The sequence below is a fragment of the Leisingera sp. F5 genome (assembly GCF_001593695.1).
Window position 1 is genome coordinate 46,851 of the sequence record NZ_LUKH01000022.1, and the last position, 24,931, is coordinate 71,781.

A 24,931-nucleotide genomic window follows, 5' to 3' on the forward strand; every position below is an offset into this window, starting at 1 on the left:
TCTGGAGGGCGCTTGCTGTTTATGGGGAGAGCTTGAGAGGAGCAAGGGAAAAGGCGCGTTTTACGTGTGGTCCGGAGGTGCGGCACAGCTTGCTTGGCTTTCATCCCGTGAACCGCTACCCCCTGAGCTGGATTGGCGTTTGAAATGGATTCGGCATGCCCCTTGCAATTGTTGTCCTGGCCGCGGGCCGCGGAACCCGGATGGTCTCTTCCAAACCAAAGGTTTTGCACCCCATTGCAGGCTTGCCGATGCTGTTTCACGCCATGCGCCCGGCCTCCGAACTGCACCCGGACCGCTGTGCCGTGGTCGCGGGGTTTGGCGCGGAACAGGTTTCCCAGGCGCTTGGAAAACATGCGCCTCATGCTGAAATTGCGGTTCAAAAAGAACAGCTTGGCACCGCCCATGCGGTGGATCAGGCGCGCGGGATGCTGGCGGATTTCGACGGGGATGTGATTGTTCTGTTCGGCGACACCCCCTTTATCAGGACAGAGACGCTGCAGGCGATGCTGGAGGCGCGCCGCGCCGGGGCGGATGTGGTGGTTCTGGGCTTCGAGCCCGCCGATCCGGCCCGTTACGGCCGCCTGGTGCTGGCGGACGGGCGGCTGCAGCGGATCGTGGAAGCCAAGGATGCGTCGCCGCAGGAGCTGCAGATCGGATTGTGCAACTCCGGGGTGATTTGCTGCGGCAGAAAAAATCTGTTCGATCTGATCAGCCGGATCGGCTGCGGCAATGCTGCCCAGGAATATTACCTCACGGAAATTGTGGAAAAAGCCAATGATGCAGGGCTGGCCTGCTCGGTGGTGACCTGCGGCGAAGAGGAGACGCTGGGCATCAATTCCCGGTCGGAACTGGCGCGGGCGGAGGCAATCTTTCAGAACCGGGCCCGTCAGGCTGCGATGGCCGGCGGCGTGACGCTGGTGGCGCCGGAAACCGTCTTTTTTGCGCCGGATACCCGGTTGGACCGGGATGTCCTGGTGGAGCCGCATGTGGTGTTCGGGCCCGGCGTGCAGATCGGGGAAGGGGCGGTTGTGCGCGCCTTCTCGCATCTGGAGGGCTGCCAGGTCGGCCGCGCGGCGGTGATCGGCCCCTATGCCCGCCTGCGGCCGGGCAGCTGCATTGGCGAAGGCGCCAAGGTGGGCAATTTCGTCGAGACCAAGAATGCCACGCTGGAGGCCGGCGCCAAGGCCAATCACCTGAGCTACCTGGGCGATGCCCGTATCGGCGCGGCGGCCAATATCGGGGCGGGCACGATCACCTGCAACTATGACGGGGTGATGAAGCACCGCACCGAAGTGGGGGCAGGGGCCTTCATCGGCAGCAACAGTGCTTTGGTGGCGCCGGTTTCTGTCGGCGCGGGTGCCATTGTGGCGGCAGGATCCGTGATCACCCGTGAGGTGTCGGCGGATGCCCTGGCCCTGGGCCGGGCAGAACAGGACAACAAGGACGGCGCCGCAGAGCGTTTGCGGCAGCGGGTCCGCAAGACCGCGGCGGAATAAACGTCAAAGACAATTCAGAGGTTAAGAGTATGTGCGGAATCGTCGGGGTTTTGGGGCAGCATCAGGCGGCACCGGTTCTGATTGAAGGGCTGAAGCGACTGGAATACCGCGGCTATGACAGCGCGGGCATCGCCACCGTGAACGGCGGCCGCCTTGGCCGCCGCCGGGCGGTGGGCAAGCTGGCCAACCTGAACGATCTCCTGGTGCATGAGCCGCTGGCAGGCACCGCGGGCATCGGCCATACCCGCTGGGCCACCCATGGCGCCCCGTCCCTGCAGAACGCCCATCCCCATGCCCGCGAGCGGGTGGCGGTGGTCCATAACGGCATTATCGAGAACTACCGCGATCTGCGCGCCTTCCTGGCGGAGCATGGGCTGAAGGCGGAAACCGAGACCGATACCGAAACCCTGGCGATGCTGTGCGATTATTACCTGCATCAGGGGCTGGAACCGGCGGAAGCGGGCCGCAGGACCATCTCCCGGCTGGAAGGCGCCTATGCGCTGTGCTTCCTGTTCGAGGGCGAGGAGGACCTGATCGTCGCCGCCCGCCAGGGCAGTCCGCTGGCGATCGGCTGGGGCGAGGGCGAGATGTTCATCGGCTCGGATGCGCTGGCGCTGGCGCCGATGACCGCGCAGGTCACCTACCTGGAGGAGGGCGACATGGCGGTGGTGACCCGGGCGGGCTGCGCCATCGAGGATGCCGGCGGCACCCCGGTGGAGCGCCCCCGCAGCGAGATCGCGCGGTCGGTGGCAGCCGTGGGCAAGGATGGCCACCGCCATTTCATGTCCAAGGAGATCGCCGAGCAGCCCGCGGTTCTGGGCGCCGCCCTCAAATATTACCTGGACGGCGGCGAGGGGCAGCGGGCCCTGGAGCAGATCGACTTCAGCCGCTTTGACCGGGTGGTGATGGTGGCCTGCGGCACGGCCTCGCTGGCCTGCCTGACCGCCAAATACTGGTTCGAGCAGATCGCCCGGCTGCCGGTCGAGGTCGATATCGCCTCGGAGTTCCGCTACCGCGAGCCGCCGGTCTCGGACCGCACTCTGGCGCTGTTCGTGTCGCAATCGGGGGAGACCGCCGACACCTTGGCGGCGCTGCGCTACTGCGCGGGCAAGGCCGGCATGATCCTGTCGGTGGTCAATGTGCCCGAAAGCTCAATCGCGCGGGAGAGCGGCCTGGCGCTGCAGATCCATGCCGGGCCGGAAATCGGCGTGGCCTCCACCAAGGCCTTCACCTGCCAGCTGGCGGTGCTGGCGGCGCTGGCGCTGGAGGCGGCGCGCCAGACCGGGGCGCAGCCGCAGGGGTTGCTGCAGGACTACGCGGCGCAGCTGCGCCACATGCCCAGCCAGGTGGCCGAAGCCCTGGGCTGCGAGGCGGAGGTGCGCGCGGTGGCAGCGCAGCTGTCACGGTTCAGCCATGCGCTGTTCCTGGGCCGCGGCGCGCTGTATCCGCTGGCCTTGGAAGGCGCGTTGAAGCTGAAGGAAATCAGCTATATCCATGCCGAGGGCTATGCCAGCGGAGAGCTGAAGCACGGCCCCATCGCGCTGATCGACGAGGAGATGCCGGTGGTGGTGCTGGCGCCGCATGATGAGCTGTTCGGCAAGGCCGTCTCGAACATGCAGGAGGTGATGGCGCGCGGCGGCAAGATCGTGATGGTGAGCGATGCCAGGGGGCTGGAAGAGGCCGGCGAGGGCATCTGGCAGCCGGTCCGCATGGCGCCGGTGCTGGGGCCTTTTGCGGCCATCGCCTATGCGGTGCCGTTGCAGCTCTTGGCCTATCACACCGCACTCGAGAAGGGCACCGACGTGGACCAGCCCCGCAACCTGGCGAAATCGGTGACGGTGGAGTAGGGGGCAGGCAGCCCCGTCAATTTAGGCCGCAGCCTGTGCTTAAAAGGGAACATGAGGAATGTGTGGTATTGCTGGGTTCCTGGGGAGACAGGCAGAGGCATCATTTAACATCCGGGAAATGCTTCGAAGCATGTCTGCGCGCGGCCCGGATGCGGCAGGCGTGTTTCAGGACGGCCGGCTGACACTCGGGCATGCCAGACTGAGTATCCAGGATGTAAGTGCTGCTGCAAATCAGCCGATGCAAACATCTGATGGCGGTTTTGTTCTTGTTTTCAATGGGGAAATCTACAATTGGCGCCAGTTGCGGGGAGAACTGGAGAAACGCTACCCGTTCAGGACGGAGCGATCCGATGCCGAGGTGCTGCTGGTCGGCTATGCGCTGGAAGGGAAATCGTTTTTCTCCCGCTTGGAAGGCATGTTTGCCTTTGCAATCTATGACCGGCGGCAAGGCTCGCTGATCCTGGTCCGGGACCGGATTGGCGAAAAGCCATTGTACTACACGCGGCTGCCAGGCGGGCAGATTGCATTTGCGTCAGAGGCCCGGGTATTGACAGGGGCCGGTGCAGGCCGCCAGGCGGTGGATCAGCAGGCCTTGTATCACTATCTCACGATGCTTTCGCCACCGCCGGGAATGTCCCTGTTCAAGGGCGTGCAGAAACTGAAGCCTGGTTGCTTGCTTGAAATCAGGCTGGAGCGGCCGGAAACGGCCGTTGAAGAAAGCTACTGGGACATTGCGGACATCCTGAACCGTGTGGAAGATCTTTCCTACGAAGACATACTGGAGCGGGGGGAGGCTGCCCTGGCAGAGAGTATTTCCCTGCAAAGCCAGTCAGACACGCCGCTTGCAGTGGCCTTGAGCGGCGGTCTCGATTCTTCCTTGAACCTGGCCTTTGCCGAACAGATCAGGCGGCAGGGCACCGGGGGGGGCTCTAGGCGCCTGTGTGCGGTCAATGTCACCCGGGCGGGCACCCGGGCCTCCGGCGACGAAGCCGTGATCGCAAGAGCATTCAGCAGGAATCTCGGCGTGGACCTGCTCAATGTCAGTTTGCAGGATGAGGATTTCTGGGATGAGTTCGAAGGGCTGAGCTCCGCAGTCCAGGATACACCTGTCTCCTGGCCGGATATGGTGCTGATCTCGGCCATGTCACGCCATGTCCGGGAACAGAGCGGCAGCAAGGTTCTGCTGGTTGGCGAAGGCGGGGACGAGTTGGGCGCCTACAACAGCTACTTCGATGCGATGGACGAGTTTCAGGCGTTTGAGACGGACGGGCCGCATGGGCAGACGTGGGTGCATTCGCTGGTCGATGGCGACCGTCTGATCCCCCGGCGGCTGTGTTTCGGGTTCTACGAGGTAAACAAGGACAAGTTTTGGCGCGGTGAGGCGCCGGAGCGGACGACCTATGACATCTTCCATGACGTGATGCAGGACATCCGCGTGCCTGGAAGCGAAGGCCATGCGCGGAAGATTCTGAACCTGGAGTACAAGCTGCGGCTGCCGGAACTCCTGCTGCCACGGCTCGATTATGGCTCAATGGCACAATCGGTCGAGGCGCGGGCGCCGTTCTTGAGCCGCGCTCTTCTGGAGGCCGTGCTGAGCAGTCGCTTTGAGACCCGTAACCGCGGCCGCCAGGCAAAAGCATGGATTTACGATCTGGCCCGCCGGCATCTGCCTGCTTACATCACCGAGCGGCCGAAATTCGGCTTCGGGCACGAGTTCAAAACGCTGTACAATACGGCCCTGAAGGACCGGTTCGAACGGGAGGTGCTGGGGGACCCGGAGGCGCCGCTATTCGACTATGTCGATAGGGCTTATGCTGCAAATTACTTTGAACGCCTTCGCGATCCGGCGCTGTCGGGAACGCGTATTTGGATTCTGTACTCAGTGAACCAATGGTTGAAGAAGTTCTGAGGACCATGCGAAGAAAAACGGGTAAGGTAGTGTGAAGACATCCATCGGTCAGATAAGAATATGCAGTGGCGTCTGCGACCTGATGTATTGGAGACAAAAGCTGTATCTAGGTGTGCGGTTAGTCACTCGTTGATTCCATGTCAAACGGACGAGATCCGAAAAATATAGAATAAAGTCGCTGGAAGTTATAAATGCTGAACATATCCATATTGGGAAGTCACGTTCTTAAGGGGGCAGTATATTACTTGGGGGATGGGTCATTCTCTCAAAAGGTGTATGCGCCTAAGATTTCTCTAGCCTCGGCAACTGGACCCAAGGTGAAAATGGGGAGAAGTGCATTGGAATTTTCTGCTCTGGATAGTTTTTCAAGAAAAGTTCTGGCTAGAGATTTCAACAAAACGCTGATGGAGGAGCTGGTCTCCGCGGAAACAGACATTCTTCTTGTAGACTTTTTTGATGAAGTTTTTGATTATAAGAAGAATATTGAGAGTAGAGCATGCCTTACGGCATCAAACTATCTCGCGCGCCTAAATCAGGATGCGCTATTTAATGAGGAGTGGTGTGTGATCACTCAAGATTCCTCTGATGCATGGAAGATCTGGGAGGATGGGTGTGTCAACTTTTTGGAAAAACTGCCCGTCAGAATTCGGCTGGTATTGGTAGAGTTATATATTCCCGATAACTTTTTAGATGAGGCAGGGCGCCTCCAAGAATATTCGAAGGAAAAGAAAGAGGGAATAAATAAAAAAAATGAACTTATACGGGAGTGCTACAGAAGGTTTAAAAGATTATCTAACTGCCTGTCTGTGGAGATAGACAGAGAGAGGATTGCCTCCCAAACTCCAGAAAATATGGGGGTCAACCCTACTAATGTTTCAGAAGACGTTTATGCTTACATCGCTTCGCAGTTGGCGGCTGCATTGCACTTGGCAGAACCTACAAAGCAGACGCTTGAGGCTAGGGTTGAAAACCTAATTTCCATATTCGATCCGATTATAGGCTCTCAGGAGGTACCAACAATAGCCGAGCTTCACAAAGCTGGAGTCAAGTACGCTCGGAAGAAGGACGTATTAAAGGCAAAGCAGTGTGAGAGGCTTATAAGTTTAATTAGGAATTCATCTGTTCCAAACAGTGTTGAAATGGGTGCCTGCACTTTTGGTTACGGAGGGATAGGCGTAATTATCAATGCAAATTGCAAAATTGGGGATTTTGTCAATATAGGATCTAACGTTACTCTCGGCGGCGGCAGGGCAGTCAAGGACGATTTTGGGAATGTTAGAGTGGCGCCGTATATTGAGGATCGCGTCTATATTGCGACAGGGGCAAAAGTCCTTGGGGGAATTGCCGTGGGTCATCATTCTATTATTGGCGCCAACGCTGTCGTAACAAATAACATCCCACCTTTCAGTGTCGTTGGGGGAATTCCCGGCAAGGTAATTGCTACAATAAGCAGAGAGAATCTTAATAAATACTCCTCTTACCTGTACAAAGGGGTCCCGCTGGAGGAGTGCGCTAGGTATATGTTTGGAGACTAGAGGGAGCATCTGGACCTGTCGTAGTTTGATGCCGCTCTAAAATCTCATTTATGCGGCCTGGGCCTCGAAGGCCAAGGGGCTTTTCCAGCCTAAAGCTGAGTATCTGCGGCGTGGATTATAGAAACCGTTGATGTGTTCGAAGATAGCGAGTTCGGCGGCGCGGCGTGTTGGCCCCGATAGGTGAAGCGCGGGTCGGCCGCCGGGCAGAACCGGGAATGGGTGTCGACCACCGTCAAGATGCGCAACCCCCTGCCCAGGGCAAGCTGGTCGTGGACGAAGCCCCTGCCGGCAGATTGCGCTTCCGCAATCGCGTTTCGGGCAAGGCATGGCCCAGACGTCGTTCGGGCCCACGGCTTCTTTGCGGTCCTCACGCAGCTTGGCCTTTACCGGCCGCTTCGGGTGCTTGTTGCGGAGCTGAAGCCCCAACCCATTGTAAATCCTGCGGGCCTTCTTCATGTGATCACCCAGCCTTCCCGTCTCAGAAGAACGTGGACGCGGCGGTAGCCATAACGCACGCGGGTCTCTGCGATCTCCTTGATCCGCCGCTCGACGGCAGCCTGGTCCCCTCTCGGGACATCGCTGCGTGATGTCCTGCCGGGCAGTGGTTCGCCGGGACTGGGACTATCCTGAATTTTGTGCCTTGGCGTGGTAGCTCAATTTTGAGGAGACCCACGTATGAGCATAGACAAAGACCTGTTGGACCGGCTGATGGAAGGGCGCTCGCCCGGCGACCTTTTCGGCAAGGAGGGCATTCTTTCCGAACTGACCAAGGCGCTTGCGGAACGTGCGCTGAGCACCGAGTTGGACGAACATCTCAGCGTAGAGCGCGCGCAGGAGCCGCCTGAAGGCCAGAACCAGCCCGCCAATCGACGCAACCACTGCCCGGCAGGAGAGGGGCAGCAGCCAGAAGATTGTGGCCACGGACGCCGGCAAGGTGGTATTGGACATTCCGCGCGACCGGAACGGGACCTTTGACCCGGTTCTGATCGCCAAGTATCAGCGCCGCTTTCCGGAGTTCGACACCAAGATCATCAGCATGTACGCCCGCGGCATGACGACCCGGGAGATCCAAGGCCACATCGAGGAGATCTACGGCTTTGAAGCGTCACCCAGCCTGATCTCGGCCATCACCGACACCGTGATGCAGGAGGTGACGGCCTGGCAGAACCGCCCGCTTGAGCCCTGCTATCCGTTCACCGGGAAAACAGCGCCCCACGCTGTTTTCTGACCCGCTTCACTGTTCATGGATGCGATCCGGGTCAACATCCGCAGCGACGGCGCGGTCTCGAACAAGGCGGTCTTCGTGGCCCTGGCGATCCTGCCGCCCTCTCGGCAGATTTGCCATGCAAATCGCCTGCCGGGTGACAGACGGCACAAGGGACGTTCTGGGCTTGTGGCTCCAGGCCAATGAGGGGGCCAAATTCTGGGCCAAGGTGCTGAGCGATCTGCGCAACCGCGGCGTTCAGGACATCCTGATCGCTGTCGTGGACGGCCTCAAGGGCTTCCCCCAGGCCATCGAGGCGGCCTTCCCCCGAACCCATGTCCAGACCTGTATTGTCCATCTGCTGCGCCATTCCATGAGCTTTGCCAGCTACAAGGACCGCAAGGCCGTCGCCGCGGCTCTGAAGGCGGTCTACACGGCCGATGATGTCGCGCTCGCCGGACTGCTCCCGTCTCGGCGTCAACCCGACCCATGGCCCAACATCCTTCGAGGAGCGGAAACGCTCCGGATCGTCGATGGCCGACTTGACCGTGAGCGCCACGACAGCGCCAACACCGGGCATGGTCATCATCAAGCGGCAGACCGGGTCGGATCCGGCATGATCCCGGGTCAGTTTTTTCAGTCCGGCCAATTCGCTTCTCAATGCCGCCCGCGCTCTCAGGATCGGGTCTGCGGCGGCCTCCAGCATCGGGTTGCCTACGGTCAGTTCCCGGACCCGGGCCTCGAAACGGCCCTTGGCGACCTTGCCCATCTTCAGTCCGAAGTTGCGCAGAACGCCCCGTACCGACTGCTCGAGATTAAGGCAGGCCTGCTGGATCGATTTGCGCGACGTCAGCACCGCCCGCATTTCTTGGGCGGACACTGATTTGCAATGCACCGGGCGGAACCAGCCCACCTGCAGAAGCCGGGCGATGCCAAGCGCGTCTCGGCGATCCGTCTTGATCGGCATTGCCTTCAGCGCACCTTTCACCTGCCGGGTTTCCATCAGCACGATTTCGAAGCCGGCCTCCGTCAGGTGCTTGTGCAGCCATTGTGAAAGCGGCCCGGCTTCCAAACCTACCGTGATCACGCTGCCGCAAAGATCGCGAAGAAACCCCGCCAACGCCTCCGGCTCACTTGCCACTGTCGTCTCTTTCATCACCTTCCCATGCACGTTCAGAACGCAGATCGCGGTGCTTGCCAGCGAGACGTCGAGTCCGATAAACAGATCCATGTCGTTGCCCTTTCATTCTGTGTTCAGGATTGGGGCGCGCCTCACGGCAAGACCCCGTAGGCACGCATTGCGTGCCAAGGGCAACGACACCTCACCTCCACAGTTACGACAAGCCAAAACAGTGACGACTCGGGGCAGGCCCCATTACGGCATCTCAGTGCGCGAATGGCATGCGGTGAAAAGCCAGCTCGCCATCATGTTCGAGGAACGCTTCCCATTGGCGTAAGAAAAGGCGCCAGGGCACAAAATTCCGCACAGTCTCCCGGGACTTGTAGTGGTAGGTGGAGGTGTCAAAGCAGATGGCCCCACAGGCCTTCCGGATCGACACGCCTCAGTCGACGCACATCCCGGTAACGATCTCGCGCAAACGGCCAGGCTTCAGAGCTTTCGGCGAATGATGTCCTGCAACATTTCACGATCAAGCGTCAGGTCGGCGACGGTTGTCCGGGGCAAACATTCCCCCGGACTGTTTGCGTCTCCCTCCAACTCTTCAGCCGGGTGTTCTCATCCTTGAGCGCTTTCAGTCGGCGTATCTCTTCCGGCAGCAGCCCGCCGTATTTCTTCTTCCAATTGAAGTAGGTGGCCTGGCTGATCCCCGCCTTGCGGCAGATCTCCGCAACCGGCGCGCCTTGCTCGCCCTGCTTCAGGATGAACGCCTTCTGCACTTCCGCGAACTTTGATGCTTTCATGTGAGTCCGCTCCTCTCCCAGCCAGGAAAACTTAGCGGGAAACTCCAGATCCGCACGATCCAGTTTTCAGGGGGCAGAGCAACCGCAAACTGCTCATCCGTTCACCGCTTTGATCCGCCACTGGGCTGTCTCTTGGCCGCCTAGGTCGATGATCAGCGTGTCGGTCTCGGCGTGGGTCACGAAATGATGCCCGACCAGGCCGGCCATCGGCGTGCTGTCCTGATCGCCGCGGGCGATGCGGGCGGGCAGGCCTTCAAACTCGATGATCAGCGAAAACGCCGAGCCAGGGTGTGTGAGCACAGCCTGGCTGTCTTCCAGCCGGGCCGTGACATGCTCTCCGCAGTGGAAGCGCAGCTGCGCGGTCTTCTGGGGCTGCGAAATCCCGTCCTTACCAGTGAAGTCCAGCTGGGTCAGCCGCCCGCTCACGCTCCGCGCCAGGCTCAGCCCCGCGTAAGCCTCGTGCGCGCCTTCGGCGGTGCAGATGCCGTCTTCGCTGCGGCCCTCCAGATGCGCCAGGCCGGGGTCGATCGAATAGCTGTGATCCGGCAGGCAGACGCAATTGTGGGCCGCTGCCGAGCGCAGGTAGGCGGGCAGGGGCTTAGTGTATTCATGCGAATAGAAGCTGTTGTCGATCAGCCATTCCACCCCGTCGAAATAGAGCGAGACAGCCAGATTGTCCTCATGCTTGTGGGTGCGCGACAGTGAGGTGGCCAGCATCGTCAGCATGAAGGGGCGGTCCTGGTGGTTGCCCTGCCATATGGCGTAGCCGGCCTTTGGCAGCACTGTGAAACCGGGCTTGCCGTAGGCTATCTGGCCGCGCGGGTTGGCCTCGGCCTGGTTGGGCAAGCGAAAGGTGTCGCCTTGACTGAGGGTGCGGCGGCTGTCGGGGTAGCGGAAGAAATCCGAGAATTTTTGCAATTCCGCCGCAACAGCGGGAATCTCGGTGGGATGCCCGCTGAGGGTTGCGAGGTTTCCGGCAAATTCGATCAGCCGCTGCACCCCGTGGTGATAGCCGATTGAGTTCTCGACAAAGACCGAATAGCCCTCGTCTCGCACGATCAGCTTATCGAACTGGTCTTCCAGTCGGGCGATGGCGGTTTTGGTCCAGATTGTGGCACAAGGCCAGCGGGGAAAGGCTAGGGCGGTTGCCAGCAGCACCAGGTCCTGGAACCAGGCGTGGTTGTGGTAGCGTGTCGACTGGTGGCCCGCATAGAAGACTTCCGAGGCCAGCAGCTGGGCATGGCGGAAGATTGCGCGCCGCAGCCGGTCCTGGCAGCGTGCGTCGAAGCCATGCGCTTGGCCGAGGCCATAAAGCTGGATCATGGCCAGGCAGCGTTCCGCGGTGCCATGATCGTACCAGGCGTATTTGATATTGGCGTCTGGCGTGTCGTAGCTGCGCTCCAGCCAGCTCATGACAAAGTCGCGTGCAGCAAACAGCGGGCCGGTCTCGCCGGTGTCGTGAGCGTGCAGCATCAGCATCACCGCCGGGTGCAGGGCATGCCAGGAAAACTGGTAGGTGCCGGTCTCCGGCAGGGTAGGCGGCAGCACCGCGTCTCCGGGCCAGTCCAGCAGCACATCCCCGTAGAGTGGGCATTTTCCGTCTTCCATGAAGGCCCGGGCCTGGCTCTGGTAGCTGCGGAAGCATTTCAGCTCATAGGCGCGGATGGCGTGCAGGACCCGCGGCGGCAGGGGCACGTCTTGGCCGACTAGCGCCGCAACGTCCAGCGGCGCCTCCCGCCACAACAGCATGTCCGCCACATCCAGATGCGCGGCCTCGCCCGGCGTGCCCTTGATGTAGAGCCGGATGTCAGGGACTTGGACGTCTTCGGGATGTTCCCAGCCATGCCGCCAGCCCCAGGCGAGATCGCCATGGCCAACGGAAAAGTCGAACCATTCGTCCTGCGCCGGGTTACCGGCCTTGACGTGCTCGAATCCGCCGTCGCCGGTGTAGCCAATGGCGATATAGCTGATCTGCTGCCAGCCGCGCAGCCGGATCCGGGCGCCGATGCCATTGGCCAGGGCTGCCTCTCGCAGTTTCAGCCGCAGCTGGTAGCTGCCGAGCTCGCCGGAATAGCTGGCGGTGGCATGCGCGCTTTCCAACGTGATTTCACCATCCCCCGAGAGCATCTCCCGGGAACAGTGCTCCCCGGCGCCCTCCCGGCTGTAGTGCTGGTACTCCAGGATCTGTCGGCCCACGAGGCATTCCGGCAGTTTCTGGGGCTCTTGTCGTACGGCGGGGCGGGAGTCAGCGGGCTGCAAGTCCGGCATCATGGCCTGATGTTTCCTCTTGGTCTTGGCGCGTGGCAAACAGGCGCAGTTCTTGTTCAATAATAAGATCCCGGTCCGTTTGGCTGCGCACACGGGCGGCGGCTGCAGCAGACATTTTCTGGAAACGGGCGGGGTCCTGATACAGGGTTTCGATCGCGGCGGCGAGGCCGGCGGCGTCTTCGGGCGGGGCCAGGAAGCCGCAGGTCTCGTCCACGAATTGCGGGATCGCCGCGACATCCGTGGTCACCGGCACCAGCCCCGCGGCCATTGCCTCGTCCCGCGACACGCCCTGACTGTCCCAGCGGGACGGGTTGAGAAATATACCATATTCACGTTGAGTTTCAGCTATTTCATGCTGTGTTAGAAAACGCTGTTCAATATGGATATTCGGATAACCCCGTAATGGAGCCACTGTTTCTTCAAACAAGGCACCACGCCCGATTATGCGGAAATCTAGTTCCTTGAAAAATGCCTTTTCGGCTAGTTGCAGAATGGCCTCCACAGAGAGGTCATTGGCATATTTGGGGGAAGCGAAAGATCGAATGGAGAGAACCTTTAGCCGCTTCTGGATGTCTTTTGGGATGTAGTGGAAGATAGCGGTGTCGATCGGATTGTGGATGACGCTGTATGTCGACGGAGCTAGGCGTATGTCCAGATCCTCCATCACCTCGTCGGCAAAGTACTGCGACACGAACACCAAGTGTAGATTTGGCGGGATATCGGCCAAGACGCGGTGCCAGAAATCGAGTCGCTTACTGCTGGCGGCCTTGGCGGCCTCCAGTTCGGTCTCGGTGCGGTAGTTGTACTCCCGCCGCCACCAGGGCTGCACCTCAGCTCCGTGCAGCCAGACGACGACGCGCAGGCCCTGGCGCACATGTGGCTCCAGCACCTGCCACATGTCTTCATCCAGGAAATGTACCAGCACCGTGTCGTACAGGCCCTGCGTCAGCATCGCGTTAAGCTGCTGCCGGCTGCCGGTCATGCAGTCGACGCCCTCGAATTCGTGGAAGGCCAGATCCCGGCCGGGGCGCAGGCGGAAGACGTCCACCGCCTCGCCCTGCTCGCGGTAGGCCTTGACCCGGCTATGCACGAAGCCGTTGCGGTAAATATCCTCCCAGGACGGGTAGTGATTGGTCAGAACCAGATGGCGTGCCTTGCTGAGGACCGGAAGGGGCTGCGGCGCGCGCTCCCCAAGGAGCAGGCGTTTGACCACGGCCTGGCCGCCTGAATAGATCCGCAAGCCGAAACGGACCCAGGCGGTGCCTTCCGGAAGGCCGGCCTTGGTGTTCTTGTTCATCGGGGCCATGACATGGCCCAGTCTCTGCTTGTCCTTGTCCAGAAACAGGGCGGCGCATTGCAGATTCAGCCCCGGATCTGCTTCCAGATGCAGCCGCAGCTGGCCGTTTTTGCTCACATCGCTGACGGCATGCTCACCGGGCTGATAGAGATAGACATGCTTGCCGTCCGGAAGCTGTGAGGTCACCAGGAGCCCTTCAGCTTCCTCTTCCCATTCGATGCTGCCGTCCGCCGGGGCGCTGACCTCTGCCATCAGAGCCGTGGCTGCAATGCCAGGCGCGCTGGTCATGGGATCCACCGCCGGAACGCAGGTTTCAGCGCGATGTTCCAGTTCGGCAAGCGGGTAGCCGGAACTCAATACTTCCAGATCATTTGCAGCGGCGGCAACGCCGGAGCAGGGCGCGCCGTCCGTCTGGCTGCCGTTTTTGCAGTAGTTGTAGGGGTCGATGGCAAGTATCCGGAACTGCTCCGCGGACACGCGGGCATTGGGGAGATCCTCCAGCAGCTGCTTCAGGGTTTGCCCTCTGATAAAGCCGGGGGCCAGCAGGGCATGGCGCAGAGCTGCGGTGGCGGCGGGGCGATAAGCCTGGCCGTCAGCCTTGAGAGACACACTGCCGTCCTCAAACGCATAATGCGCCGCCTTGCAGATGATCCCGGCCTGGCTGTAGCGCGTCGCCAGCAGCAGGTCGCGCAGGTAATTCGGCCCGTAATAGTCTGCAGCCGTCATGCAGGCGCCCCAAGCGCCGCCAGCAACAGCCTCCTCCAGAAGAAGAGCAGCAGCTTCTGTTTCGGGGACGGTCTGGATGTTGTGGTCCTCGAGCGCGCCTGCGAGATAGGCCAGGCTGCTGTCCAGAACAAGCAGAAGGGCCGCTTCCACACCTTCCTGGCGGCGGAAGTGGGCGGTCAGGGACAGAGCTTCGTTTTCGTTCCGTGCGTGTGCCAGCACAGTGACTGGAGGCAGCTGGTATGCCTCTTCCGTAAGGCCGGCCTTGCGGGCGACGTAGTTCAGCCGTGCGCCATAGGTGTGCTCGCTCATAACCTTGCGCAGCCCCGCCAGGCGCAGCTTGTCCAGATCAGCACTCTGCAGCTGCTCCAGGATTTCCTTGCCGTTGTCGCTGGAGATCACCAGGCTGCCGAACATGTGCCGCAGCCCGCGGGAATAGTTGGAGACCGTGATGGTGTTCGAGCCAAGCAGCTCATAGACCCGGCGGGCAAACATGGTTTGCGAGTTTTTGACGGAGTTCAGGTTGATGCCGAAGCGGTATCCCTTGTAGGCGCGGTCAATCTGCTCCGGCGGCAGCGTGCCAACAATGAAGGGCTTGTAGGCGTCCGGGAACATGTAGTCGGGATGATCCTTGCCGAAGTTGCGGTCATAGATCTCGAGCGGCCGGAAACCGGGCAGAGCTTCGATGAAGTTCTCCAAATCCCGGGTCCGGTCCGGATAGCGCACGTAGTAGGCGCCGGCAAAGCAGAAGGCGTCCTGGCGGTCCCAGGTTTCGATTGGATTATGGATGGCGGGCTGGCAGGCGAAGGTCAGGAAATAGACCCGGTCGTGGCCCAGCTTTGCCTTGTAGGGCCCAACGCGGTCCAGATCGGTGGTGCAGACAATGTCGAATTGCGCCGCCGTGGTCAGGAAGGTTTCGAAATGAACCGGGTCTTCCTTGTTCCAGAACACGGTCGGGATCTGGCGGTCCTTGCACCAGGCCACGATGCCGCGCACCTCGGGGCTGAGATGGCCGACCTTCGGGCCCCATTTGCCGCCCTTGCCGCGCCAGGCGGATTCGATGAACAGCATCTGCGGGCGGAAGTCCTGCAGCTCCTGCTCCCAGTTGTCCGGCGTGAGCTGCATGAGATCGCATTCCGGCGCATAAGACGTGTAGGTGAACTCGTCCATGATCGCGGCCACACGCAGCTGCGGCGCCGCGTCCGGGCGTTCGCTTCCGGACTGGAGCGCCTCGATTTCGCGCTGCTCACGGGAGGACACGCCGGGATAGCCGGCTTCCGCCAGGGGGCCAAGCAGGTCCGCCGCCTGCGCGTGCAGACCGGCCTGCAGCAGGCGGAAGCCGTGTATCTTGTCCGTGCGCGACCCGGGCGCCAGCCGGTGCGCGATGGAGCTGAACAGGCAGGCGGCGTCCGGATCGGCCGCTGCGGCCGCTCCGGACAGCTGCAGGCAAAGGCTGGCGGCCGCGGGGGCCTCCGCCCCCAGGTCTGCGGGCAGGGCGTCCAGCAGGCTGCGCCATCCGGCGCTGTCCACCTGTGCCGCAGCCTGCGGCTCGGGTCGCGCGGTCCAGGTCTCTTTGTCCCGGGCGTGCTGCTCCTGAAGATCCCGGTTGTCCGCCCGCAGCGCCGCGATCTGCCCCTCGGCCTCCGCCAGCCGGGCGGCGGCGGCTTCCTTCCCGGCCTGCGCCTTGCCGAGAGCGTCTTGCAGCCCGGCTTCCAGGGCGGCCCAGGTCTCTTTTTCCCGGGCGTGCTGCGCTTGAAGGTCCCGGTTGTCCGCCTGCAGCGCCACGATCTGCCCCTCGGCCTCCGCCAGCCGGGCAGCGCTGCGTTCCCCGTCGGCCTCGAGGGCGGCCCGGAGCTCTGCCGCGCTGTCCTTGCCGGCGCTGTATTCCGCCTGCAGGCGGATCAGGGTGTCGCGGGTGTCTTCCTGGGCGGATTGCAGCTGGGCATTCAGTTTGCGCACCTCGGTTTGCAGCCCCCGCAGCTTTTCCCCGGCGGCCTGGGCTTCTGCCTGCCAGGTGGCGAGCTCGCGCTGCAGCAAGGCCTGCGCCTGTTCGCCATGCGCCGCAATCTGCCGTGCGGCGGCCAGTTCCGCTTGCTGGTCCTGCTGGTCCTGCCGCAGCCTGCCCTGGCACGCTTGCAACTCTGCCTGCAGCCTCAAGGCGGCCTGTTCGGTTTCGGCCAGCAGCTGCGGGGCGGGCAGGGGGGCAGGTTCTGCGCCGCCGGCCGCCTTGGTCAGGACGGCCAGGATATCGCCCTCTTCGATCCGCATCACGTTCAGCTGCCCGTAAGGCTGCAGCAGCGCGCTGAGACCGCTCAGGCAGAAATCGTGCTTGCGGTTCGTGCCGGTGCCGGCGCCGAAAGGCGCGATCAAAACAGCGCGGCCATTTTCTTTCAGGCGGGCGAAGGCGAGGCGCAGGAAATTCGGCACATTACTGACATCTCCAATGACGCCGTTCAGAACAATGGTGTCGAATAGAGCGTCCAGCCCGTCTTGGAAGAGGTTTGTATTGCGGAATTCAATGCGCTCCTGGACGGTTTCAGGCTCAGCGCTGAGGGCGCTGCTTGCACGCGCGATGGCTTCTGCATCCAGGTCTATGCCGACAGCATGGAAACCTTCCCGGGCGAGCAGGATCGGGAGCGCGCCCTCGCGGGTGCCGATATCCAGGATGTGCTCTCCCGACACCTGAGCCGCAATCCAATGCATGCGGTTGCGTATATTTTCCGCGGAGCTGCCGTCCTGGCCGGTTGGGGTGTTCTGCGTCGGGGGAGAGGTGGAAGCTGGGGGATCCGTAATAATCTTGCGCATGGTGTGGTGACTCAAATCTCAGACGGGTTTGGCTGTGGTTACAGGAGCTGGAAGAGTGAGGGAAGCGCTTGGCGGCGGATATCTGGTCATCAGGCTCCTATCAGGACTGTTTCGCGTGCGATGGTTTGCTGGAAGCCGGATTGCGCACGCACGCGTTTTGCCGCGGCCTGGGACAGGCGCAGGAACAGATCCGGATCCCGCGACAGCCTTTCGATGGCCTCTGCAAGCGCCAAGGCATCTTCGGGCGGGGTGAGAATGCCGCAGGATTCGTCCATGAATTCGGGCACTGCTGAAGTCCGGGTCGAAACCGGGACCAGGCCTGATGCCATTGCTTCATCCCGCGAAACGCCCTGGCTGTCCCAGCGGGTCGGGGTGACGAACACCCCGTGCCTGCGGTGCAGATCGGCGATTTCCGCATGGGTCAGAAAGCCCTGGCGCAATGTCACATTGGGGAAGCGCTGCAGCGCTTTGGTCTCTTCATCAAAATCCGGGCCGTCGCCGGCGATGGTGATGTCAAACGCCTCGAAACCCGGCCTTTGGGAGAGGGCCGTGATGGCCGCAGCGGTCAGATCATTTGCGTATTTGCGGCCTGCATACGGCCGGATGGAAAGCAGGCGGAAGCGGTCTTCGGGGGCTTTGGGGCAGTAGCGGAAGATCTCTCCGTCAATGAAGTTGTGAATGACCGAATGGCGGCCTTCCGGCGGCGGCCGCCCGACATCCGTGGTGGCTTCTTCCAGCAGGGTGCGGGAGACGAAGACAAGATGCAGGTTTGCCTCCGGGCTGGAGAAGACCTCCTGCCAAAGCTTGAGGTATGCACCGGCCCGCTGTTTCTTCTGCGCAACCTGAGCGGCAGACATGCGTGTGAATTCAAACGCCCGCCGCTGCCAATGCTGGATCTCGGCACCGTGGATCCAGATTGTGACCTGGATCCTGTGCAGATGCTTTTTCAGCACCTCCCACATGGTCCGGTCCAGAAGATGCACCAGGACATGTGTGTGGCGGCCGCTGCGCAGGGTGGCGTCCAGAAGCGCGGCATCGCCGGTGGCGACGTCGATGTTTTCAAATTCTTCATAGGACTTCGCGATGCCGGGGTTGAGGCGGAAGACATCTGCATTCAGCCCTTGCTGGCGGTAGCTCCGGACGCGGCTGTGCAGGAACCCGTATTTGTAGAGATCCTCGCTGGAGGGGTATTGTTTGGTCAGAACCAAAACCCCGGAGCGTCCGGCGGTCAGCGGGGGGAAGACGGCCTGATCGCCGAAGACAATGTCGGAAAGCGCCAGCGTTCCGGAGCCGCACAGCCGCAGGCCAAACCGGACCTGGGTGCAATGGTCCGGCAGGGGCAGGGGCAGGGCATGGCGCCCGCCCTTGCCGAACATGGAATGGCTGATTTTCCCGCCCCGGCTGTCATAATATTCGCAGACGAGCTGGCCCTGCGGCAGGCTGTGCTCGAGGCCGAAGCGGAACCAGCTGTTGTTCTCCAGGTTGAGCGCGGCGCGCGGATACTTGCGCGCCATCCAGACATCGGCGGGTCCGGCACCGTCATCCTGGGAGGTGACCACGAGCCGCCCGTCCTGCAGCCGCTTGGCCAGGGGCCTGCCCTCGGGCAGAATAGCGTCGGAAAAGATCTCCGCCGCGGCCAGGGCGGGCAGGGGCTGCGGCCGCGGCCGCGGTTTGGCGGCGGGCAAGGCTTCCGCGATATCATAGAAGCGGGCCAGCGGGGCGCCCTGGCAGGGCAGCTCCATATCGCGGGCCAGGGCCTGCGCCGCGGGGTCCGCGGCACCGTTGCGGCAGTAGTTGAACTCGTCAATGGCGAGGATGCGCAGGTCTTTGGCGGTGGCCGAGGCCGGGTCGCGGAGGCAGTCTGCCAGTAGGCTGCCGGTCAGATGCCGGCTGCGCAGCAGGCCGGCGGCGAGCCGCATGGAGCAGGTGTGGCGATAGCGCAGGTCTTCGCGCTGCAGGGCGAAGACCCGGCCGGTTGCATTGAAATGGCAGCCCTTCGAGACGCCGTCTGCATCGCTGTAGCGGGGCGCGAGCAGCAGGTCGGTCAGGTAGTGTTCGCCGTAGAAATCCGCGGAATGGAGACAGCCTGCGAAGGCAAATTCGCTGCGCCGTTTGTGAAACGCTTCCAGCAGGCTTTCTGCGTGGCTGAACACCGAGACATTGCCGCCGCTGCCGACGGCGGCAGCATCCGGAGCGAGCAGGAACAGGTGCTTGCGGGGGTGAGCCTGGGCCTGGAATGCCGCGGTCAGCCTGCGGGCCTCCTCCGGGGTGGCGGCAGAGGCAATCAGGGCGGCGGCTGGCAGGCTGGGTTCGAAGGGCTGGCCGGTGACCTTGGAGAGGATGTAGCCCAGGCGCGCGGCATAGCTGTGCTCCTGCAGGACTTTGCGCAGCCCCAGCAGCCGGAACTTGCGGTATCTTGTGTCCTCTGCGGTGAGCGCTTCAAAGGCGCCGGACAGCCTGGCGGGCTGATCCGAACAGATTGTCAGATCGCCGAACAGCATCCGCATCCCGCGGGAGAAATTGCTGGCCACCACGGTGTTCGAGGCCATCAGCTCATACACCCTGCGTGCAAACATGGTTTGCGACTGCTTGATGGTATTTATGTTGATGCCGTAGCGGTAGCCCTTGTAGGCCTTGCCGATCTCAGAAAACGGCAGCGCGCCCAGGATCATCGGCTGGTATTTGTCCGGGAACTTGTAGTGCGGATGATCCTGGCCGTGGTGCCGGTCGTAGATCTCGACCGGCCGCAGGGCGCGGGCCGTTTCGATCATGGCAGCAAGATCGCGCTGGCGTTCGGGGTAGCGCAGATAATAGGAGCCGGCAAAGTTGAAGGCGTCTTTGCGCGGCAGCTTGGCGATCGGATTATGCATCTGGGGCTGGGCCGCGAAAGGCAGGAAGCAGACCTGCGCGTGGCCCAAGGCGTCCTTGTAGGACGGGATGCAGTCCATGTCGGTCGTGAAGGCAAAGTCGCACAGGCGCGCAGCATCCAGGAATGTGTGGAAATGGACCGGGTCTTCTTTGTTCCAGAAAATGGAAGGGATGCCGTTTTGCCTGCACCACTCCAGCATCCCAATGAGCTGCGGAGCAGGTGTGCTGACCATACGGTTCCAGGCGCCGCCGCTGCCATGCCAGGCCGATTCCACAAATACGAATGCCGGCCGGAAATGCGCCAGCTGGGTGATGCAGCGTTCAGGCTCAAGGGGAAGGTACACGCACTCCGGGGCAAAGCTGGCGGCCGTGAACTCATCCATGATGCCTGCGATCCGCGGCTTGCCGGTGTTCCAGCCTGACTCCACGAAGACATGGCGGCTGCCGCGGATGCGGTTCAGTTCACGGCTGTGCGGGCCAAGGATTTGTTCCAGCTGCTGCAAGGCGGTTTGGGCTGCCTGCTGGTTTTGCCCGCGCTCTGCGGTCTTTTGCAATGCGCGTAAGAGGGCGGTGTCGTTGCCGTCTTGGGCCGCAGACTGCAGCAGAGCTATCGCAGAGCTCTGCCGCCCTAAGCGTTCCAGTTCCCGTGCCGCCCGGATCAGGCCGCTGCGGGTTTCGTCAACGTGCATGATGTGAGGTACCCAAGCTGAGCTAGTGAAAAGGACCTTTGCCCGGTTTGGAAAAGGCCTGGTTTTGATAACGCCCGCAGCGCAGGCCGTAAACTGGTTGGGGGCAAAGATGCGTCACCGTATTCCCGGATTTGGAACAGGGCTGCCGATGATGCGGGCAATCTCCATTGCAGCTTGGCTCCAGCTGCGCTCTTGCGCCACCCATTTGCGCCCCGCTTTGCCCAAACGTATGCGCAGCGCCGGGCCGGCGATCAGCTGCGCCAAGGTGCGGGTCAAGTCTTCCGTATCGCCTTTTTTGAAAACGATACCGGTTTCGCCATCCGTGACCATATCCGCAAGCGGCCGTACGGAGGAGACAACCACCGCTTTTTCCATCGCCATTGCCTCCAGCGGTTTCAGCGGCGGCACCAGTTCGGTGACCGGCTGAGGCTTGCGCGGGAAAGGGGTGATGTCGATCAGGGAGTAATGTGCGGCGGCCTCTTCATGCGGAATGCGCCCCGGCAGAATGAGCCAGTCTTCCAGCCCAGCGTCCGAGGCTGCATGCCGGATGTCTTCTTCAGCCGGTCCGCTGCCGGCCAGCAGCAGCCGGAAATCCAGCCCCTGTTGCCGCAGCAAGCTGCAGGCGCGGACAAGATCGTCCAGCCCCTCATATTGCACGAAGCTGCCTATGTAGCCGATAACCGGTACATTTTCTGGGATTTCATAGCGAGCGGCCAGCGCTGAATTGCGGGGCAGCGGAACGAATTTCGCGGTATCGCAGCCATTTGGCGCCAGAATGATTTTGTCAGCAGATACGCCGCGCTGGATCAGTTCCTCCTGCATCGGGGCGGCCAATGTGAAGACATGGTCAGCCTGGGCGGCAGTGCGGCACTCCAGCGCATATTGCAGCTGGAAAAACAGGGTTGCTTCGATGCCCGGATCCGCTGACAGCTGGGTGACTTCCCAGAAACCGCGCACTTCGTAGCAGAACGGCAGGCCCAGGCGCCGGGCGGCGATCAGCCCGGGCAATGCGATCTGAAAATTTGAGGCTGCAATGACCGCCTGCGGGCGCAGGGCGCGTAGGCGGGTCTCCAGGGCATCCGCGGCGGCGGCCAGATAGGCGGAGAACCCGGAAAACCCTTCCAGGACCGGCAGGGCCTCGTGCAGGTATTCGACGTCTGCCACCTGGTCTGCGGGGCGGAAAGCCCGTGTCGGGGAACGGTCGAGGGGAAAGCCTGGCCGGGTCAAGCAGGCCAGATCAACCCCGTGGTTCTGCAGGGCGGCGGCGATGGCCTGGCTGCGCAGAGTGTAGCCGTTTGCTACTTGCGGCAAGGCGTAATTCAAAAGGTAGGCCGCCCGCCCGGGAATGGGAGCTATGGGCTCCAGAGCCGGAGCGAGGGGGGTGTCAGCCATGTGCAGGGCGGCAACCGGCTCCTGGGCCAGATGGCCGAGTGCTTCCGCGGCCGCCGCCCCTTGCTGCGGTTTCAGGGCCGCGATGAGATCCTGGTAGACTGCAAGAGCGGTTTTGACATCGCCCGCGTCTTGGGTTTGGCGCAGCAGGCGCCACATATTGCCGGTATCAGCAGCAGATTGAAAAGCCCGCCGATGCAGTTGCCGCTCTGATGCAGACTGGCCGCGGGCCCGCAGAGCCTGTGCTGCCGCCAGCAAGCCAGAACGGAAATCTGCCGGGCTACGGCTCACCCGGCTTCCGCAACCGTCTGGGCCACATTGGCGACCACTTTCTGCAGCAGCGCTTCATCCAGGCTTTCTCCCATCACCCGGATCAAGGGTTCGGTGCCGGACTTGCGGATCAACAAGCGGCCGCTGCCGTTCAGGTCAGTCTCGCCGCGGCGGATTGCATCCTGCACGGCTGCCTGGTCCAGCGGGTTTTGCCCCGGGGTGTAACGGACGTTCTGCAAGAGCTGAGGCACCGGCGTGAACTGGCGGGTCAGGCGGCTTGCTTTCTCGCCGGTTTCCTTCAGAAGCGCCAGCACCTGCAGGCCCGCCAGCAGCCCGTCTCCGGTGGTGGTGTTGTCGGTGATCACGATGTGCCCGGATTGCTCGCCGCCCATGTTGAAGCCGTTGCGGCGCATTTCCTCGACAACATAACGGTCGCCCACTGCGGTGCGGCGCAGGGTGATGCCCTGGTCCGCTAGATAGTTCTCCAGGCCGAGGTTCGACATCACCGTGGCCACCAGCGTGTTGTGGTTGAGACGGCCTTTGCGGGCCCAGTAGGAGGCCAGAAGCGCCATGATCTGGTCGCCGTCCACCACCGTGCCGGTTTCATCCAGCATGATGATCCGGTCGGCGTCTCCGTCCAGGCAGATGGCCAGATCGGCGCCGGTTTCCAGCACTGTCCTGGCCGCCAATCCGGGGCTGGTAGAGCCGCAGCCGTCGTTGATGTTGTAGCCGTTAGGGGCCACGCCGACCGGAATGACCTCGGCGCCCAGTTCCCAAAGCACTTCCGGGGCTGCTTTGTAGGCGGCGCCATTGGCGCAGTCGATCACGATTTTCAGCCCGTCCAGCCGGGTCCGGCCTGAGAGGGTGGTTTTGGCGTATTCCACATAGCGCGCGGCGGAATCGTTCAGCCGGGTGACCTGGCCGAGATGGTCCGTGTCCGTGGTGCTGGTCCCGGCGTCCAGGATGGCTTCGATCTCCTGTTCGGCGGCATCCGACAGCTTGAAGCCGTCGGGGCCGAAGAATTTGATGCCGTTGTCATGGTGCGGGTTGTGGCTGGCCGAGATCATCACGCCCAGATCCGCGCGCATCGAGCGGGTCAGCAGGCCCACGGCCGGGGTCGGCAGCGGCCCCAGGGCGAAGACGTCCATGCCGGCCGCGGTGAAGCCGGCCGTGAGGGCGTTTTCCAGCATATAGCAGGAGCGCCGGGTGTCCTTGCCGATCACTACGCGGCGGGTTCGTGAGGTGGCGTTGAAATACTGGCCGACGGCGGCAGCGAGCTGGACCATGAAAGGGGCGGTCATCGGGCCTGTGTTGGCCCGGCCACGGATGCCGTCGGTCCCGAAATACTGTCTTGTCATCGCTGCTGAACCTTTGTATCTGCCGATCTGCAGCCCAGTTCTGGGCCGATTGTTCCGGCCTTCTACTAGCGGCAGGATACCCGCTCCGCAATCCGCCGGGCCTTTTTTTGCGCAAATCTCCGCCGGAAAAGCGGCGGGTTGTAATTCAAGCCAGAGTTGCTAAGAGACCCGCGTTTCCAATGTGTTTCAAAGAGGGTCTGAAGTTGAAAATTCTCATGGTGTTTGGCACCCGTCCGGAAGCCATCAAAATGGCGCCTGTCGTGAAAAAACTGCAGGCAACTGAAGGGCTTCAGGTGGATGTGTGCGTGACTGCACAGCACCGTGAAATGCTGGATCAGGTGTTGCAGCTGTTCGGCATCACGCCGCGATTCGACCTGAACGTGATGAAGCCGGGCCAGGATCTGACCGACATTACTTCAAGAATCATCCTGGCATTGCGTGACGTTCTGAAGGAAAACCATTACGATCGGCTGCTGGTTCACGGCGATACCACCACCACGATGGCAGCGGCCATGGCGGCATTTTATGCGCAGGTGAGTGTCGGTCATGTCGAAGCCGGGCTGCGTACCGGCAACATCTATGCGCCCTGGCCGGAAGAGATGAACCGCATGCTGGTGGGCCGGATGGCTGACCTGCATTTTGCCCCCACTGAAACCGCCCGCCAAAGCCTGCTGGCCGAGAATGTGGCGGATGAAAACATCGTCGTCACCGGCAACACGGTGATTGATGCGCTGCAGCAGGTGGTGGCCCGGTTCGGCAGCGACACGGCGCTGAATGAGGAGATGCAGGCCCGCTTCTCCTTCCTGGAAGAGGGCAAGCGGATGGTCCTGGTGACCGGCCACCGGCGGGAAAATTTCGGCCAGGGGTTTGAGAACATCTGTCATGCGCTGCGCGGGATCAGCGAAGAGAGCGATGTGCAGATCGTCTATCCGGTGCATCTGAACCCCAATGTGCAGGAGCCGGTGAAGCGGATCCTGGGGGATGCCACGGCGGTGCATCTGATCGCACCGCAGGATTACCTGCCTTTTGTCTGGCTGATGCAGCGCTCGCATTTCCTGATCACCGACTCCGGCGGTGTTCAGGAGGAGGCTCCGAGTCTCGGTAAACCGGTTCTTGTCATGCGCGACACCACCGAACGCCCGGAAGCGGTCGATGCAGGCACCGTGCGCCTGGTCGGAACCGACCCGGAGAAGATCCGTAGCGAAGCGCTGCGGCTGCTGAACGATTCTAAGGCCTATGACGAGATGGCTCGCGCGATGAACCCCTATGGCGACGGCAGGGCCTCGGAACGGATTGCCGCTGCGCTGACCCGCGACTGAACAGAATTTCAAATACCCGGATAATGAGGACAAG

10 protein-coding genes and 5 pseudogenes are annotated in these 24,931 nt (G+C 61.9%); 6 read left to right on the top strand and 9 right to left on the bottom strand.

Annotation, left to right across the window (positions count from 1 at the left end):
- Window positions 1–155 precede the first annotated feature (155 nt).
- The 4 genes from glmU to A2I95_RS15915 all read left to right on the top strand — a co-directional run bounded on the left by glmU (window position 156) and on the right by A2I95_RS15915 (window position 6,787).
- The gene (glmU, locus tag A2I95_RS15900; protein ID WP_291730915.1) at window positions 156–1,496 is read left to right on the top strand and encodes a bifunctional UDP-N-acetylglucosamine diphosphorylase/glucosamine-1-phosphate N-acetyltransferase GlmU; all 1,341 of its coding nucleotides are present in this window, start codon (window positions 156–158) and stop codon (window positions 1,494–1,496) included.
- A 29-nt stretch (window positions 1,497–1,525) separates the two neighbouring features.
- Window positions 1,526–3,343 carry a glutamine--fructose-6-phosphate transaminase (isomerizing) gene (gene glmS, locus A2I95_RS15905; protein ID WP_291730917.1) on the top strand — a complete coding sequence of 606 codons (1,818 nt, stop codon included), beginning with the start codon at window positions 1,526–1,528 and terminating at the stop codon, window positions 3,341–3,343.
- A 58-nt stretch (window positions 3,344–3,401) separates the two neighbouring features.
- On the top strand, window positions 3,402–5,252 hold the full coding sequence (asnB, locus tag A2I95_RS15910; RefSeq protein WP_291730919.1) for an asparagine synthase (glutamine-hydrolyzing): 1,851 nt from the start codon (window positions 3,402–3,404) through the stop codon (window positions 5,250–5,252).
- Window positions 5,253–5,443: 191 nt separating this feature from the next.
- Window positions 5,444–6,787 (top strand): DUF6270 domain-containing protein, encoded by a 1,344-nt coding sequence (locus tag A2I95_RS15915; protein WP_291730921.1) that lies wholly within the window; start codon window positions 5,444–5,446, stop codon window positions 6,785–6,787.
- Between the two features lie 48 nt (window positions 6,788–6,835).
- Here A2I95_RS15915 and A2I95_RS15920 read toward each other — a convergent pair.
- Both A2I95_RS15920 and A2I95_RS15925 read right to left on the bottom strand, forming a co-directional pair.
- Window positions 6,836–6,955, bottom strand: a pseudogene (locus tag A2I95_RS15920) (IS3 family transposase); the annotation flags it as partial.
- Window positions 6,955–7,356 (bottom strand): annotated as a pseudogene (locus tag A2I95_RS15925) (hypothetical protein); the annotation flags it as partial. The pseudogenes A2I95_RS15925 and A2I95_RS15920, both read right to left, overlap by 1 nt.
- Before the next feature lie 106 nt (window positions 7,357–7,462).
- Here A2I95_RS15925 and A2I95_RS15930 point away from each other — a divergent pair.
- Window positions 7,463–8,454, top strand: a pseudogene (locus tag A2I95_RS15930) (IS256 family transposase); the annotation flags it as partial.
- Here the strand turns inward: A2I95_RS15930 and A2I95_RS15935 are convergent.
- The 7 genes and pseudogenes from A2I95_RS15935 to glmM form a co-directional block, all read right to left on the bottom strand.
- Window positions 8,416–9,222, bottom strand: a pseudogene (locus tag A2I95_RS15935) (IS110 family transposase); the annotation flags it as partial. The pseudogenes A2I95_RS15930 and A2I95_RS15935 overlap by 39 nt on opposite strands.
- A gap of 262 nt (window positions 9,223–9,484) precedes the next feature.
- Window positions 9,485–9,911 (bottom strand): annotated as a pseudogene (locus A2I95_RS15940) (transposase); the annotation flags it as partial.
- A 93-nt stretch (window positions 9,912–10,004) separates the two neighbouring features.
- Complete coding sequence (locus A2I95_RS15945; protein WP_291730923.1) at window positions 10,005–12,107, bottom strand: heparinase II/III family protein; 2,103 nt, start codon at window positions 12,105–12,107, stop codon at window positions 10,005–10,007.
- 49 nt (window positions 12,108–12,156) lie between these two features.
- Entirely contained in the window at window positions 12,157–16,902 is a 4,746-nt protein-coding gene (locus A2I95_RS15950) for a glycosyltransferase (RefSeq protein WP_291730925.1), read from the bottom strand.
- 191 nt (window positions 16,903–17,093) lie between these two features.
- Window positions 17,094–20,561, bottom strand: a complete 3,468-nt coding sequence (locus tag A2I95_RS15955) for a glycosyltransferase (protein ID WP_291730927.1) — start codon at window positions 20,559–20,561, stop codon at window positions 17,094–17,096.
- A gap of 114 nt (window positions 20,562–20,675) precedes the next feature.
- The gene (locus A2I95_RS15960) at window positions 20,676–22,109 is read right to left on the bottom strand and encodes a glycosyltransferase family 4 protein (protein WP_291730929.1); all 1,434 of its coding nucleotides are present in this window, start codon (window positions 22,107–22,109) and stop codon (window positions 20,676–20,678) included.
- A 128-nt stretch (window positions 22,110–22,237) separates the two neighbouring features.
- Window positions 22,238–23,578 carry a phosphoglucosamine mutase gene (gene glmM, locus A2I95_RS15965; protein WP_291730930.1) on the bottom strand — a complete coding sequence of 447 codons (1,341 nt, stop codon included), beginning with the start codon at window positions 23,576–23,578 and terminating at the stop codon, window positions 22,238–22,240.
- A gap of 203 nt (window positions 23,579–23,781) precedes the next feature.
- Here glmM and wecB point away from each other — a divergent pair, with 203 nt between their 5' ends.
- A complete protein-coding gene (wecB, locus tag A2I95_RS15970) occupies window positions 23,782–24,897 on the top strand; it encodes a non-hydrolyzing UDP-N-acetylglucosamine 2-epimerase (RefSeq protein ID WP_291730932.1) in 1,116 nt (371 codons plus the stop codon).
- The last annotated feature ends 34 nt before the right edge of the window (window positions 24,898–24,931 follow it).

What these genes read in the sequence shown, in the direction of transcription:
- glmS (WP_291730917.1), top strand. Translation starts at nt 1,526, where the DNA reads ATGTGCGGAATCGTCGGGGTTTTGGGGCAGCATCAGGCGGCACCGGTT.
- A2I95_RS15960 (WP_291730929.1), bottom strand. Translation starts at nt 22,109, where the DNA reads ATGTGGCGCCTGCTGCGCCAAACCCAAGACGCGGGCGATGTCAAAACC.
- asnB (WP_291730919.1), top strand. Translation starts at nt 3,402, where the DNA reads ATGTGTGGTATTGCTGGGTTCCTGGGGAGACAGGCAGAGGCATCATTT.
- A2I95_RS15955 (WP_291730927.1), bottom strand. Translation starts at nt 20,561, where the DNA reads ATGCACGTTGACGAAACCCGCAGCGGCCTGATCCGGGCGGCACGGGAA.
- glmU (WP_291730915.1), top strand. Translation starts at nt 156, where the DNA reads ATGCCCCTTGCAATTGTTGTCCTGGCCGCGGGCCGCGGAACCCGGATG.
- A2I95_RS15950 (WP_291730925.1), bottom strand. Translation starts at nt 16,902, where the DNA reads ATGCATTGGATTGCGGCTCAGGTGTCGGGAGAGCACATCCTGGATATC.
- A2I95_RS15915 (WP_291730921.1), top strand. Translation starts at nt 5,444, where the DNA reads ATGCTGAACATATCCATATTGGGAAGTCACGTTCTTAAGGGGGCAGTA.
- glmM (WP_291730930.1), bottom strand. Translation starts at nt 23,578, where the DNA reads ATGACAAGACAGTATTTCGGGACCGACGGCATCCGTGGCCGGGCCAAC.